This window comes from Bacillus sp. 41-22 (assembly GCF_025809295.1).
Taxonomy (GTDB): Bacteria; Bacillota; Bacilli; order Bacillales; family Bacillaceae_G; genus Bacillus_A; species Bacillus_A mycoides.
In genome coordinates this window covers 195,429-210,232 of the sequence record NZ_CP084035.1, presented here as the reverse complement: position 1 = coordinate 210,232, position 14,804 = coordinate 195,429, and the positions used below count along the sequence as shown (strand labels likewise).

18 protein-coding genes are annotated in these 14,804 nt (G+C 34.3%); 8 read left to right on the top strand and 10 right to left on the bottom strand.

What is annotated here, in order from left to right; translation table 11 throughout:
• Nucleotides 1-6: 6 nt before the first annotated feature.
• Nucleotides 7-540, bottom strand: a complete 534-nt coding sequence (locus LCF45_RS01205; RefSeq protein ID WP_000713256.1) for a transglycosylase SLT domain-containing protein — start codon at nucleotides 538-540, stop codon at nucleotides 7-9.
• A 248-nt stretch (nucleotides 541-788) separates the two neighbouring features.
• Between LCF45_RS01205 and LCF45_RS01200 the strand changes: the two genes are divergently transcribed.
• Nucleotides 789-2,438, top strand: a complete 1,650-nt coding sequence (locus LCF45_RS01200) for a DUF2334 domain-containing protein (RefSeq protein WP_000831642.1) — start codon at nucleotides 789-791, stop codon at nucleotides 2,436-2,438.
• Nucleotides 2,439-2,470: 32 nt separating this feature from the next.
• Here LCF45_RS01200 and LCF45_RS01195 read toward each other — a convergent pair whose 3' ends face one another.
• The 5 genes from LCF45_RS01195 to LCF45_RS01175 all read right to left on the bottom strand — a co-directional run bounded on the left by LCF45_RS01195 (nucleotide 2,471) and on the right by LCF45_RS01175 (nucleotide 6,953).
• Nucleotides 2,471-3,241 carry a TatD family hydrolase gene (locus tag LCF45_RS01195; protein WP_059037985.1) on the bottom strand — a complete coding sequence of 257 codons (771 nt, stop codon included), beginning with the start codon at nucleotides 3,239-3,241 and terminating at the stop codon, nucleotides 2,471-2,473.
• Between the two features lie 746 nt (nucleotides 3,242-3,987).
• Nucleotides 3,988-4,344: a YxeA family protein gene (locus tag LCF45_RS01190; RefSeq protein WP_002009906.1), complete on the bottom strand. Its 357-nt coding sequence runs from the start codon at nucleotides 4,342-4,344 to the stop codon at nucleotides 3,988-3,990.
• A 187-nt stretch (nucleotides 4,345-4,531) separates the two neighbouring features.
• Nucleotides 4,532-5,368, bottom strand: a complete 837-nt coding sequence (locus tag LCF45_RS01185; RefSeq protein WP_002009911.1) for a YitT family protein — start codon at nucleotides 5,366-5,368, stop codon at nucleotides 4,532-4,534.
• Nucleotides 5,369-5,485: 117 nt separating this feature from the next.
• Complete coding sequence (locus tag LCF45_RS01180) at nucleotides 5,486-5,815, bottom strand: PH domain-containing protein (protein ID WP_002091410.1); 330 nt, start codon at nucleotides 5,813-5,815, stop codon at nucleotides 5,486-5,488.
• 160 nt (nucleotides 5,816-5,975) lie between these two features.
• Nucleotides 5,976-6,953 carry a LacI family DNA-binding transcriptional regulator gene (locus LCF45_RS01175; RefSeq protein ID WP_263894434.1) on the bottom strand — a complete coding sequence of 326 codons (978 nt, stop codon included), beginning with the start codon at nucleotides 6,951-6,953 and terminating at the stop codon, nucleotides 5,976-5,978.
• Between the two features lie 305 nt (nucleotides 6,954-7,258).
• Here LCF45_RS01175 and LCF45_RS01170 point away from each other — a divergent pair, with 305 nt between their 5' ends.
• Nucleotides 7,259-7,351, top strand: coding sequence for a DUF3948 family protein (locus LCF45_RS01170; RefSeq protein WP_012260201.1), 93 nt, complete (start codon nucleotides 7,259-7,261; stop codon nucleotides 7,349-7,351).
• A 71-nt stretch (nucleotides 7,352-7,422) separates the two neighbouring features.
• On the opposite strand, the gene LCF45_RS01165 is transcribed toward LCF45_RS01170, so the two are convergent.
• Nucleotides 7,423-8,028 carry a lysophospholipid acyltransferase family protein gene (locus LCF45_RS01165; RefSeq protein WP_002124771.1) on the bottom strand — a complete coding sequence of 202 codons (606 nt, stop codon included), beginning with the start codon at nucleotides 8,026-8,028 and terminating at the stop codon, nucleotides 7,423-7,425.
• Nucleotides 8,029-8,364: 336 nt separating this feature from the next.
• Between LCF45_RS01165 and LCF45_RS01160 the strand changes: the two genes are divergently transcribed.
• Nucleotides 8,365-8,460 carry a DUF3948 family protein gene (locus LCF45_RS01160; protein WP_002124767.1) on the top strand — a complete coding sequence of 32 codons (96 nt, stop codon included), beginning with the start codon at nucleotides 8,365-8,367 and terminating at the stop codon, nucleotides 8,458-8,460.
• 68 nt (nucleotides 8,461-8,528) lie between these two features.
• Here the strand turns inward: LCF45_RS01160 and LCF45_RS01155 are convergent, their stop codons facing one another.
• Both LCF45_RS01155 and LCF45_RS01150 read right to left on the bottom strand, forming a co-directional pair.
• Entirely contained in the window at nucleotides 8,529-8,669 is a 141-nt protein-coding gene (locus tag LCF45_RS01155; RefSeq protein WP_002063481.1) for a YrzO family protein, read from the bottom strand.
• A gap of 21 nt (nucleotides 8,670-8,690) precedes the next feature.
• Nucleotides 8,691-9,659, bottom strand: coding sequence for a DMT family transporter (locus LCF45_RS01150; RefSeq protein WP_002124765.1), 969 nt, complete (start codon nucleotides 9,657-9,659; stop codon nucleotides 8,691-8,693).
• A gap of 127 nt (nucleotides 9,660-9,786) precedes the next feature.
• Here LCF45_RS01150 and LCF45_RS01145 point away from each other — a divergent pair, with 127 nt between their 5' ends.
• Nucleotides 9,787-10,653 (top strand): LysR family transcriptional regulator, encoded by an 867-nt coding sequence (locus tag LCF45_RS01145; protein WP_002029391.1) that lies wholly within the window; start codon nucleotides 9,787-9,789, stop codon nucleotides 10,651-10,653.
• Nucleotides 10,654-10,908: 255 nt separating this feature from the next.
• A complete protein-coding gene (locus LCF45_RS01140; protein WP_002124760.1) occupies nucleotides 10,909-11,010 on the top strand; it encodes a DUF3948 family protein in 102 nt (33 codons plus the stop codon).
• A gap of 65 nt (nucleotides 11,011-11,075) precedes the next feature.
• On the opposite strand, the gene LCF45_RS01135 is transcribed toward LCF45_RS01140, so the two are convergent.
• Entirely contained in the window at nucleotides 11,076-12,023 is a 948-nt protein-coding gene (locus tag LCF45_RS01135) for a helix-turn-helix transcriptional regulator (protein WP_033708172.1), read from the bottom strand.
• 131 nt (nucleotides 12,024-12,154) lie between these two features.
• Here LCF45_RS01135 and modA point away from each other — a divergent pair, with 131 nt between their 5' ends.
• The 3 genes from modA (at nucleotide 12,155) to LCF45_RS01120 (ending at nucleotide 14,783) form a co-directional block, all read left to right on the top strand.
• On the top strand, nucleotides 12,155-12,952 hold the full coding sequence (gene modA / locus LCF45_RS01130) for a molybdate ABC transporter substrate-binding protein (RefSeq protein ID WP_002169309.1): 798 nt from the start codon (nucleotides 12,155-12,157) through the stop codon (nucleotides 12,950-12,952).
• Between the two features lie 5 nt (nucleotides 12,953-12,957).
• On the top strand, nucleotides 12,958-13,632 hold the full coding sequence (modB, locus tag LCF45_RS01125) for a molybdate ABC transporter permease subunit (protein ID WP_078206733.1): 675 nt from the start codon (nucleotides 12,958-12,960) through the stop codon (nucleotides 13,630-13,632).
• Between the two features lie 299 nt (nucleotides 13,633-13,931).
• Complete coding sequence (locus LCF45_RS01120; protein ID WP_088265795.1) at nucleotides 13,932-14,783, top strand: GRP family sugar transporter; 852 nt, start codon at nucleotides 13,932-13,934, stop codon at nucleotides 14,781-14,783.
• Nucleotides 14,784-14,804 lie beyond the last annotated feature (21 nt).

Below are 14,804 nucleotides of genomic sequence, written 5' to 3'. Positions count from 1 at the left end.
GAAAACCTACTCTTTGATTACACCTTTATTTCGATAGTATACATCCTCTAATCCGATGTTATACTTCATATTGTTATCCGTCCACTCTGGTCCTAAATTCCCTGGCCATCCAGATGTATTCGCTATATATTTCAGTAATGCAAAATCAGTCAAACCTTTTTGCACCCCGCGCTTATAACCTTTCATTAAATGCGGCATTGCAATTTGCGCATTTGTACGTGGATCTTTCAGCTCTTCATCAGTTAAATGATCTGGCGCAAGCCCACCACCGCGGTGTAATTGAAACAATCCGAATGAAGTTCCGTTATCTCCAACACTTCTTGGATTTAACCTACTTTCATGTTCGGCAATTGTAAGAGGTATCCATTCCGGAAGGTTTACTTTCTTTGCTTCCTCTATAATGATTTGTTTCATCTGTTTTGCTTCTTCTGAATCAACATAGCTTGTTTCATTCATTAGCTTACCCATTCCTTCAGACTTTCCTTGGAAATATAAATACACTCCAAGAACAACTAAAAATCCTACAAAGAATTTCTTCACTACCTCTACCTCTTTCTCCGCTGAAATTTGTCCCCTTTCAGCCTTCCTTTTACAATTACCAACACTCTATCATTCTCTTACCTTTCAATCATAGCAAATTACTATACATATTATCATCATGCTTTAGACCGATTTTGCGAAAAAACATATGGTAAATACGTGCAAAAATGTAACTTACATGGACTATAACTTATTTCTTGTATATAATTGTAAATTGAATTCTATATATAGAATAGGAGCATAAATAAATGAAAAGAACTCTACTAATCTTTTTCAGCATTTTACTACTCATTCCTATACATACCTCTGCACAAACATCATCAAAATCAAAAGTACTCGTTTTGTATAGTACAGAAGACAACAAAATTACAAACAATGTACAAATCCTTAATACTCAGTTAGGGCACTTTACAAAAGATATAACAGTAAAAAGCTTAAAGGAAGTAAAGGAAAGTACTGAATCCTCTTCTTATACACATATTGTTTATATCGGAGAGAAAAAAGAAGATTTTTCTATTGCAGCAAAACAATTTCTAGAAAACTTCTCAGGTCCCATATTAGTTTTAGGACAAAATGTTGAACAATTATCTAATCGTTTTTCTTTCATTACCTCGAAAGAAACCGATATACGAATTCACACTATAGAATATCCGACTAACCAGTTAAAAAATGAATTACATGAAGAACGCTTAATGAAGAAAATTGAAACAAAAGGAACAACTCTTGCTTACGCCTTGAGTGCTGATGGAACTCATCCGTTAATCATTCAGCAAGGAACATCCTATTATGTTGCAACTCCAAACCTTTTCGATTGGATGTCTCATTACGTCGGTGAAATGTTATTTTCTTATTTCGGACAAAAACCTGAAACAAATAAAACTTCAGCTTATTTACGTCTTGAAGACGTTCATCCAGCTGTAGATGTAAAGCAATTAAAAGAAATCGCTGAATTACTAAAAGAGAAAAAGCTCCCTTATATGATTACCGTTATCCCTGTTTACAAAGATCCAGACACAGGAAAAACAGTACATTTAAAGGATAACTCTGAATTAATCGATGTTTTACACTTTATGCAAGATAATGGTGGCTCTATCGTTATGCATGGTTACACACATCAGTTTTATGATAGTGAAACTGGCGAAGGTTTTGAATTTTGGGATGTAAAAACAGATCAACCAATTCGCCAACCAAACCATGAAAAATCAAAAACAAAAAAAGATTTTCAGTCTACAGAAGACTATAATAAATACGTAAAAAACGGGAAAGCCTTCGAAGAAAAATATATTAAAGATCATATTGAAAAAGGGATTACAGAGCTTGTAGAAGCTAAATTATATCCAGTTGCCTTTGAAGCTCCGCACTATACAATGTCTCAAAAAGGATATGAAATACTATCACAATATTTTTCAACTTATGTAGGACAAATACAACTAAACGATACAACTTGGAAATCAATGCACTCACCAGCTTATATAAGTACACCGTCATTTTTGCATGGGATGAAATTAATTCCTGAAACTGTTGGCTTTATTGAAGAAGGGAAGCCACAAGCTATAGCAAAAATGAAAGAACGTGCTTTATCTATCACTAAACTATCTGATGGAATTATCGGTGCATTTTATCATCCTTACTTGGGCGTTGAACCATTAAAAGAAGTATTAAAAGAACTAGAAAGTATTCCAAACATAGAGTGGATTGATTTACAAAAAGACATGAATGAAGTAAAAATGAAAGATATTCATATTACTACTAATAAAGAAGGCATTCACGTTGAAAAACCAACAAGTGCGAATGACATAATTGATTATATAAAACAATATGGGTTCTTCCTTATAATTGGGTTCATTATAATTGTCTTTCTTTTATTATTAAGACGTGCGAAAAAATTAGAGTCATAAAAAAAACACCAAGCGAGATGCTTGGTGTTTTTTTATGACTCACTAACTTTATAAAATCGCACCGTATTCGCATATATTTGCTCAGTAACTTTCTCTACTGATATTTTTTTTATTATACTAATTTCTTGTAATACATCTTTTATCATATAAGGATGTGTCATCGTATCCTTCTGAAATTCCCACGGCCCATCTGTTTCTACCATCATATATTCAAGCGGATAATACGAAACTATTTTTCTAATTTTCTCCTTATGTAAAACATCCGGTGTGATGGAAATATAATAACCGTTCCTCATCATCCGTTTCATTGTCTCTTCACTTCCTTTAAACCAATGAAAGTGTGCACGCGAAACTTTATATTCTTCAAGTAAACCACATACAGTGTCAGTATCTTCATAAACCGCATGCAATATAATTGGTAAATCGTATTTACTAGCTAGTTCCACAAACTTTTTTAACACCGCTATGTATGGATCAATAGCAATATTTTCATCTTCTTTCCTTAAATAATATGGGAGTCCCACTTCACCAATCGCAACAATTTCATCTACATGATCTTCAATTAATTTATAAATTTTCTCACATTCCTCTTTATGAATCGGCTGCTCCGGATGAAAACCTATTGCTGGATGTACAAAAGGATATCGCTTTGCTAAAGATAAAGTTTCTAGACATGATTGATAATTCATAGATACTGCAATAAGCCCTTGTATCTCTTTACTGTTTTCCACATCTATAAATAATCTACTTTTCTCTTTATTCTCATATTGATCAACATGTATATGGCTATCAATCAATTTCATCTTTATGCCCCCATAAAAAAAACAAGAAAGGGTCTTCCTTCTTGTTTTATCATCTATATTAGTTAACAATTAAATTTGTTATTATATCAAATAATCCAATACATACTACGGCAACAGTAAAGTAGCTACAGAAATCTTTAATTGGAAACTTCACTACTTCTTCTTTACGCATCCCAGTTTTCTCCCTTCTTAATATATCCCTAATTATTTTTTATCTATTTGTATCTATTATGCAAAAAATATGACAAATTTACTATCGAATTAACTTACGTAAACCTTACAATGTTGTAAGGTTTGAAAAAAGCCTCATCTTAAGCTAAGATGAGGACTATTCAAAGTTAGTTGGTTTTTCGTTCTTCATTAACATTGCGAATCAGAAAGTAATAAAATGAGACTTTCTAGTTACACTATATTAAATTTACTATCTTTTAACTATCGAATTGCATTACAGGAGTCTTACATATTTGTAAGCTATGTGTAATGTAATTCGATAGTTCCCCTTACCTATACTTTGTACAATAAGGTTAGAAAGTAAGCCAAATAAGAAGAATACTCACATAACCAAATTACATTGCTAGTAGCCGACTCTTCTTATACCTTTCACTCATGCTACTACAATGTACCCCCTTCCCCCTTATATAATAAGAAAAGCCTTAGTCCATATGGACTAAGGCTTTTTCACGAATCTAAAATACCCCTACCTAGTATTTTTATTTTCGACAAAAAATAGGCGGGGGTATAATTCGCTATCTCATCGTTAAAAGTTTACTCTTCGCATTAATAGGAATATTTCCAGCTTCAATTTCTTCAATTGCCTCGCCGTAGCGTCCTTTTGCGTACACCTTTAATGCTTCATCTCTCTTTAACATATGCTTAACAGTCTTCTTTATTTTTTGTTCTCTTCCACGTTCATCAAATGCAATAAATTCATATTCATACCATTCATCACCGACATGCTGACCAATCGCATCCACAATTGTATAGTATTCTTTCGTCGTATAAAGCGGATTATATTTATCAATAACCGGTCCAAGTTTCGTAGGTAGTAATACTACCACTATCACTACCATGGCTATTACAGTAGTAATTATTTTTTTCTTCATAATACTGATCTTCCTCCTCTACAGGATACTTATACATCCATTCTAAAGAGCAGGAATTTAATCTACCATTCAATCCCATTACATTACCCTTACATTTTTGTAAGAATAAAGTGAAACTTTAATCAGCCCTCACCAATCGGGCGTTTACGGGCTAAAAAAAAGATGAACGAATTTTCTCGTTCACCTTTTAGCTTGCTTTAAAGCCACCGCCAAGTACATCACGCACATCGTGAATGACAACGAAGGCATCTTCATCAACTCTACTAATAACTTGCTTTAACTTAACAAGCTCTTGTTTATTAATAACGATATATAAAACTTCTTTATTTTTACCAGTATATCCGCCGCGTCCCTCTAATACAGTGACACCGCGTGTCATGTTTTTTGTAATAGTTTCACGTATTAAATCCGGTTGATTTGAAATGATTGTAACAGCTGTTTTTGTATCCATACCTTCCACGATGAAATCAATTACTTTCGCTCCGACAAATACAGCTACAAGTGTATACATTGCCTTTTCTTGTCCTATTATAAATACAGAACCCGCAATTACAACGATATCAATAATAAGTACGCCTTTACCAACGCTCCAACCTAAATATTGATTTGCTAGTCGAGCTAAAATTGCCGATCCTCCTGATGTACCTCCAGCTTTGAACATACAGCCTAATCCGATACCTACAAATACACCAGCAAATAAAGCTGCTAGTAACGTATCACTATTTACTTGATATTCGATATGTTCTGTAACATATAAAAACAAAGAGGTTTCCACAATACCTATAATTGTGTAAACCATCGTTTTCTTATCAAAAAATTTATAACCTACAGCTAATAAAATTGCATTCAAACCAAAATTCACAATTCCTGGTGACCAATCAAATAAATAGTACGTAACAACCGTTAAACCAATAATTCCACCCTCTGATAAACGGTTTGGAATTGCAAAGTAATTAATACCAATTGCGAATAATAATGAACCAATTGTAATTAGTGTTATTTCCTTTATACGTTGATTAACCATAGTTCATACCTCCCCCCATTTGACATTGTATCACTATCTCCTAGAGGTTTAGAAGTTGTTTTTATTCCGCATTTCCCCTCACAAAGACCAAGATATTATGTTTAAACAAAGGGGTGATTAATTATTCATATTAGCTCTAACTGTACGGACAAAGCGCTCCACATTCCCACTCTGAATATACTTAGCTCTAATGGTTTCACGATTACAAGTACATTCGAAATATGGACGGAAATCTATGTCATCTATATGCAAATATGAATACTCTTCAAATATCGCAGGATAGCACGAAAATTTCCCGTAAAATAGAAGACGTCTAGTAGTGGCAACAAAAATCCCATGTTGATAACATAAAGTAAAGTCATCCTTTTCAAATATCCCTACGACAAACGCTAAAATCTTTTCGTCATCCTCTACATATTTTTTCATACTTAATAAAAGTTCATTCATGCATATTCCTCCAAATTCTATTCATTGTTTTAGCACTTGAAAAGAATCCATGGATTATTACAGACCGGTGTAACTCTTTTATAAAGTATGAAACGCGTTTCCTGTCAAAGACATTTCAAAAAATAATCCGTTATGTGATTATACACATAACGGATAAATACTAAACCGTCGAGCGTTCCACAAGTTTATACGGAATTTCCATCTTTTCTTGTTTAGAACCCTCATCACTTACTTGCCTATAAAACATTTCAAAAGCCGTCTTACCTATTCCCTTTAAATTTTGGTCAATGGTTGTCAGTTGTAAAACTTGAGAAATCGGTTGATTATCAAAACCAATAATCGCTAAATCCTCAGGAACTTCAATATCTAATTTTTCAACTTCTGTCATGATCCCAATAGCAACTTCATCTCCTGCCACTATTAATGCTTCAGGAGGATTCTCCATCTCCTTGAATTGATGTGCAACTCTTACACCATCTTCTAACGTAAAGCATTCTGTGAAAATCCGATCTTCCATCACTTCTTCATCTATTAATTGTAGCTGTTGTTTATAAGCATCAAAACGTTTCTTACTACTTGGCCCTAACTTTCTTCCCGTACAATATCCAATCTTCTTATAACCTTTTTCAATAAGGTAACTCATCCCTAATTGAAAGGCATTAAAATGATCTGTATATACACTCGATATGCTTTCAATATCATTATCCTCACAAGCAATAACCGCCCCATACGCTGCATAAGGCTCTATAGTTTCCCACTCATTAGCACGAGAACAAATGATAAGACCGTCTAGTTGCTTTGTTTTCAACATATGTAAACTTTTCATTTCTTCTTTTTTATTGTAGTTCGTTTGACAAAGAAGCACCCTGTAATTATGAGCTAACGCAACTTCCATCATTCCACCCACCATCGCATCAAAAGACGGATGATTAATATAAGGTAAAATCACGCCAACAATATTCGTCTTCCCTTTTGATAAATGAACAGCATTTGCATTTTGCGAGTAATTCAATTTCTCAACTATTTCTAAAACAACTTTCCTTTTTTCTTCACTTACATATGGATGATCATTTAATACCCTCGAAACAGTCGTAACTGAAACCCCAGCCATCTTTGCAATATCTTTAATATTAGCCATACACTCACCTCTACTTTTAACTTAATGAATCACATGAACATATGTCAAATCTTCTCATCATGACACTTTCATTCGTTTTTCTTACAAAAGTGTAATTTTTCTGTAAGCTAATTCGATAGTGACTCTCCGCAACATTTCATATAATTAAGTCAGAAACAGGGCAACAACCATTTGAAAAGGAGCGGATCTATATGATGAACAAAATGAAAACGAACAATTTCTTAAATACAATGAGCTTGGTATTTTCCGCTCTTATCGATGCAAAAGCTGTTGCTTCTACATTAAACAAGTAAGGAGAATGCATTATGAACAACATCACTTTTAATAAATTAGATTTTTTAGGACTAGCTAGCGGCACGGTTCTTCTTACTGCTTTCATTTACGCTGCTACACTATAACTTCGTGTCCCCTTTCCCCTTTATATAAATAATAATAGAAAAGACGACCGTCTATGCACGATCGTCTTTTCTTATTTTTGATTCGGCTGCAAAACTTCCTTTAGTTCTTCAAACTTTGCATTTAATTCATCTGTCATCATTTTCATAGCCGTTTTTCGGTCTATTTGTTCTTCAGCATCGATTTGAATTGGGTCTCCAAAAACTAATCGCGCTTTTTTTCCTTTTATCAATTCTTTTATACTTGATGGACCAACATAAGCTGCCGGTATTAACGGAACGTTAGAACGCATTGCAATCGTAACAGCCCCAGCTTTTAGTGAAACGTCTTCTGATGACCTCGTCCCACTCGGAAAAATCCCTACTACTTTTCCTTCTTTTAATAAACGTGATGGAATTTTTAATGTGCTTGGCCCTGGATTCGCACGGTCTACAGGGAATGCATTTACATTTTTAAAAAACCAATTTTTAAATTTCCCTTCAAACAATTCTTTTTTTGCCATGTAATGAATTTGGGTTGGGTACATTCCTGCCGCTAACATTAAAACATCCATAAAACTTGTATGTGTACACGCAACAACGTAAGGGCCACCTTCCGGTAATTTCTCTCTCCCTTGTACTTCTACCTTCCCAGCCATTTTAAATATATATTTCAACGAAAATGTAATTGGTTTATACATTTGTTTCGTTCCTTTCTGAATATCCGAAGTATAATCATTTTCTTACAACGATTATAACACTAAGTTTTAGGAGTTGGTAATAAAAATAAGTATTTATTGTTAAATTTCAATTCTTACAAAAGTGTAATTTTCTTGTAAGCTAATTCGATAGCGGCTCCCTCCACTATCTTATACAATTAAGTCAGAAAGTAACAACAACCATTTGAAAAGGAGCGGATCTATATGATGAACAAAATGAAAACGAACAATTTCTTAAATACAATATGCATGGTATTCTCCGCTCTTATCGATGCAAAAGCTGTTGCTTCTACATTAAACAAGTAAGGAGAATTTATAATGAATAACATGACTTTTAATAAATTAGATTTTTTAGGACTAGCTAGCGGCTCGATTCTTCTTACTGCTTTCATTTACGCTGCTACGCTTATATAACTTTGTGTCCCCTTTCCCCTTTATATAAATAATAATAGAAAAGACGACCGTCTATGCCCGGTCGTCTTTTAATTTTTTCTTTCCTTCAAGTCTTTTAAAAGCTGTATCAATTCAGCTTGTTGTTTTATATTTTTACGACCGTTTCGATTAATTGCTGCAAGCTCGCAGGCAACTCCAGCAGCAAAGAAAAACAATAAACTTTCTAACATATAAAATCCTCCAGTTGCCTATTAAACAGCTTGACGCAATTGCTTTTCTTGCAAAATTTGTTTATTTATATTTTCTTCTTTTCTCTGACAAACATTATTACGAATAAGCGCTGCAATAACAAATAATGTTCCTACAATATCAAATGTTGTTATTTTATACCCTTGCATCATCATAATAACTAAAGTAGTAATTGGCACAAAGTTAATAAATAAAATACCATTAATGGATGATAAGATTTTCACACCGTAGTTCCAAGCAAGTAGTGCTACGATACCTGGTAATGTCATCATAAATAACAAATCATACTTCACAATAGAAATCGTTTCCATACTTGGAACAGATACATATCCAAGCACTGTAATGACCACAGTTATAATCCCTGTGACAGTTGTACCCAATACACATGTCAAAGTAGAATAGCGTAATGTTGACCAATCACTACACGTTTGACCACCCATCGTATAAATAACCCATCCTACAACACCAACAAATATAAATGCTAGCGAAAACATGTTATCTTTCAATGTTAAAAAGAAACTCATATCACCTTTCGTAATAACAAATACAGCCCCTACAAACGCAATAATCATGCTCGTTATCATATATTTCTTCGGCTTTATATTTTTATATCCCCATAAAATACAAATTGAAATCATTGGCATAAGCGCCTCCATAATAGAAGCTACCATTACACCTGATTTTCCCATTAACATTTGTCCTAGAAAAATTAATACATTATATACGGTAAAAGCCATTGTTCCAAAAAAGACGAGTAACTTCCCTCTTCCTTCTAAGCGAAATGCCTTCTTTCCTTCTTTCATTAGCAATAATACAATCAATACAATTGCTACCGCACCATAACGAATAAACGAAAAATAAAATGGATCTATGTATTCTAGAGCATGATCAGCAACCGGAAACATCGCTCCCCATGACATACTTGCAATTAAACATGCCAAAGCACCTATTATCATTTGACCTTTTCTCACCACAATCCCCCGCTTCTTTCTATTTGCACAAAGAGAATTGTAAAAGAAAAAATATATCACGTAAAATGATTCAAAATGATGTTAACTATCATTTATAATGATAGTTAACATCAAGGAGGAGCATAAAATGGAATTACGAGACTTACAAATCTTCCAGAGCGTTGCCGACCGCGGTAGTGTAAGCGGCGCAGCAAAGGAATTAAATTACGTACAATCAAATGTAACCGCACGTATTAAACAATTAGAAAACGAGCTGAAAACACCTCTCTTTTACCGTCATAAGCGAGGCATGACTTTAACAGCTGAAGGAAGAAAAATGCTCGTTTACGTTCATAAAATTTTGCAAGATGTTGAAGAGCTAAAACAAGTGTTTTTAGATAGTGAAACACCATCTGGTATATTAAAAATCGGTACAGTCGAAACAGTCAGTACATTGCCTACCATTTTGTCTTCTTACTACAAAAGCTATCCAAATGTCGATTTATCATTACAAGCTGGTCTAACGGAAGAGCTTATTAGAGAAGTACTCGATCACCAATTAGATGGCGCCTTTATATCAGGTCCTATTAAACATCCACTAATTGAACAATACGATGTTAGTACTGAGAAATTAATGCTTGTTACACAAAATAAAGCTTTTCATATAGAAGAATTTACTACGACGCCCCTACTCGTTTTTAATCAAGGATGTGGATACCGTTCCAAGCTTGAACGATGGCTTAAAGATGAAGGTTTGCTACCAAAAAGAATTATGGAGTTTAACATATTAGAAACTATATTAAATAGCGTAGCGCTCGGTCTTGGGATTACACTCGTCCCCCAGTCTGCGGTGCAGCACCTTTCTACAGCAGGTAAAGTACACTGTCATCCAATTCCAGAGAAATATGGTAGTATTTCAACTGTTTTCATACGCCGTAAAGATAGTTACATGACCAATTCGATGCGAAGCTTTTTAAAAACAATTGAAGCACATCATCATATCAATATGCTTTAAAAGACATTCTTACACGAATGTCTTTTTTTCTTACAAAAGTGTAAGTCTTACGTAAGCCAATTCGATAGTTGCAGGCTGCTATATTTCATATAATTAAGACAGAAAGCAGGGCAACAACAATTCGAAAAGGAGCGGATACGCATGATGAACAAAATGAAATCAAACAAATTTTTCAATACAATGGGCATGGTGCTATCCGCACTTATCGATGCAAAAGCAGTTGCAACTACATTAAACAAATAAGGAGAGATTATAATGAACAACATTACTTTCAACAAATCAGACTTTATCGGACTTGCAAGTGGAGCTACTCTTCTTACTGCATTCATTTATGCACTTGCTCAAAGTCTTATTTAACACTTTGTTTCCCCCAACCCCTTTATATATAGAAAAGGCTGCTCGTCTTATAGACAAGCAGCCTTTTAGTTTGTTTCATATATAATTTGGCCTGTTTTGCTTATATCATATCCACCAATTGCCTTTAATTCATTGTGAAACTCTTCAGATTGCAAAACCTCTTTTATAACCTCAATAAGTTCCTCATTTTCTTTATTCTTCAGAAGTACTAAATCATACTGTTCTTTCATTATTGGAATAAAGTCTACGTTCACAATTTGGGAAAACTTTTCTGATCCTACCCCAATATCAGCTTTTCCATTCGCGACTTGCGAGGCAACGCCAAGGTGATTCGATTCTTCCCATTCATACCCGTTAATATCTTCTTTACTTAATTTTTGAATTCGCAATTGCTCATCCACTAACACCCTAATACCAGAACCTTTTTCTCGATTTACAAATCGTATAGATGACTGAGCTAAATCAGCCCATGTTTTTATATTTTGTGGATTCCCTTTTTGCACATAAAACCCAACATTTCTTGCTAATAAATTCATCATAATATATGGTTGTCCAACTAAAATACGTTTTACGTAAGGAACATTATATGTACCCGTTTCACCATCAAATAAGTGTAAACTAACGACGCTTCCTTCTCCTTGGTACATCTTCACTAAACTCGTTAAACTACCTTGATACGCTCTCAATATATTAGAATTTGGCAATCGATTTTCTATATGCTTTGCCAACATATCTAACGTTAGTTCTTGACCACTAATGATGCGTGTATTCGAACTACTAATTTCGTCCTTCTTTACAGGAGTAAATTGTACCTTCCCTGTTTTCATTTGCTTTATATATTGTTCTAAATCAGCTGCATCAATGCGCATCTGTCTACCAACTCTATAAGAAGGCAGTTCTCCTTTTTTAATTAAGTCGTATACAGTTAGTTTTGATACTTTTAATCGCTTTGCTACTTCTTCCGTTGTGTAGGAATGATGATCCATAGACGATTCCTCACTTTCTTCCTTCATTGTAACAAAGAAAAGAATATTTCTCCTAGTTTTTAAAAACAACTATATCGTTCAAATTATATTCAATTATAAATAGTTATATTTAGTTATAATTAGTTATAATTAGTTTAGTAAACGAAGGGGGATTTTTTATGAACAAATTTACATTACGATCCATTGGGGTACTTATACTTTCTTTTCTCCTTATATTCAGTGCAGCTTGTTCAAGCGAAGAAAAGTCAGCTGCTAAAGAGGGAAAATCAGTGGAGCTGACTATATCAGCGGCTGCAAGTTTACAAGATTCACTAAAAGAAATTGAAAAACAATATAAAGAGAAAGAACCAAACATTAAACTTTCTTTTAACTTCGGTGCTTCTGGTGCACTTCAACAACAAATCGAACAAGGTGCACCTGCTGATTTATTCTTCTCTGCAGCAGAAGATAAATTCCAAACTCTTGTTAAAAAAGGATTCATTAATGAAAAAGAAGGGAAAAACCTTCTTGGAAATGAACTAGTTCTAGTCGTTCCAAAAGATAGTTCTCTTACAAAATTTCAAGATTTAAAGGATGCGAAAATCAAGAAAATCGCACTTGGTACACCCGAATCTGTACCTGCAGGAAAATATGCAAAAGCTTCTCTCACACATGAAAATCTTTGGAATGACGTTCAAAATAAAATCGTATTTACAAAAGATGTTCGCCAAGTGTTAACATATGTAGAAACAGGTAATGTTGATGCTGGTATTGTATATAAAACAGACGCTCTCGTTTCAGACAAGGTGAAAATTGTAGAGGCGGTAGCGGCTAATTCTCATGAGCCAATCCACTATCCTTTAGGTGTTATAAAGGAATCTAAGCATAAGAAAGAGGCGACTTCATTCTATGAGTATTTGCAATCAAAAGATGCACAATCTATCTTTAAGAAATATGGATTTACAATCCTGCCATAATTGCTATGAGCTTTGATACAATTTTGTCACCTGTCTTTCTATCCTTGCGAGTAGCTGCATGCGCCACCATTATCGTTACGATCTTAGGAACGATTATTGGACGAGCATTAGCGCGCTCCTCGTGGCGATATAAAGTACTACTAGAAACTATTTTCTTATTACCAATGGTGCTTCCACCAACTGTTATCGGCTTTTTTCTAATTATCATTTTTGGAAATAACAGTCCCGTTGGAAAGTGGATTGAATCATTATTTCAGCAGTCCATTATGTTTACATCTACTGCTGCTATCATTGCTTCTACAGTCGTTGCATTTCCGCTCATGTATCAATCAGCAAAAACAGGATTTTCCATCGCGAATGTGCAAATTGAAGATGGTGCGCGCGACCTTGGTGCGAGTGAATATCAAGTTTTTCTACACGTTACACTCCCACTTGCATTCCCCGCGCTACTTAGCGGTATGATTTTAAGCTTCGTTCGCGCACTCGGGGAATTTGGTGCTACTTTAATGTTTGCAGGAAATATACCTGGCAAAACACAAACGATTCCAACTGCAATTTATATGGCTATTGATGCAAGTAATATGCAACTCGCTTGGACTCTTGTCATCATAACAATTAGCATGTCATTACTATTTTTATTATGTATTCAAATCATTAACAAGCGAATTACCACTTCCTAAAGCAGTTTTCGACAAAAGCTGCTTTTTTTATTTCCCGAAAAATAAAATGGCCTAAATAATGACTGAATTTTATTTCTTATTTAAATATACATTTTATTTGAATTCACTTTCTAAAATAGGTAATTTCCTGTTATTATATGAAAGTGTTTCAAAAAGTGAAGAAATGAAAACGCATTTATATCGTAAGTTCTTCATCCTGTTTTAGCGATCGGTAATCTTCTACTCTATTAGTGGGGCATTACCGATCGTTAGAACGATATGTAATTATATTGGTATAGAAAACCGAAGGGAGTCTTGTAATGGACATTTTATTAGCGCTTCTTCCTGCAATCGCATGGGGAAACATCTTATTAGTAAGCGTAAAAATGGGCGGTGGTGCATATAGCCAAACGGTAGGTATGACAATCGGTGCTCTATTCTTCGCAACAGTTATGTATGTATTTACTCAACCAGCTTTAACAATGACAGTCTTGATTGTTGGTTTTATTTCAGGTTTATTCTGGGCTTTAGGACAAGTAAACCAATTAAAAACAGTTGAAAAACTAGGTGTTTCAACTACTGTAACGATTTCTACTGGTATGCAACTTGTTGCAACTTCTATCTTTGGGGTTATCGCTTTCCGTGAGTGGACTACTACAACAACGATTGTTCTGGGAACGATTGCAATCCTATTAATCGTAGTTGGTGTTGTATTCACATCACTAGATGATAAAGAAAATGCACAGCCACCAGGACAATTGAAAAAGGGACTTCTTACTTTAATTGTTTCTACTTTCGGTTATCTTGTATATGTAATTATTATTCGTTGGTATAACATTGATGGTTGGTCTGCTATTTTACCACAGGCAGTTGGTATGTTCGTTGGTGCGGTTGTACTGACGTCTAAACATAAACCATTTAACAAATATGCAATTCGTAATGCTTTATCTGGTTTACTATGGGGAACAGGAAACTTATTCTTACTTCTTTCATTACCACGTGTCGGAGTAGCGACAAGCTTCCCATTATCTCAAACTGGAATCGTTATCTCAACATTCGGTGCGATTGTCTTCTTAGGTGAAAAGAAAACAAAACGTCAATTGATCTTTATTGCACTAGGTAGTGTTTTAATTATCGGCGGCGCTGTATTGCTTGGTATGACAAAAGCATAAATTCACACTATATTTAACCCC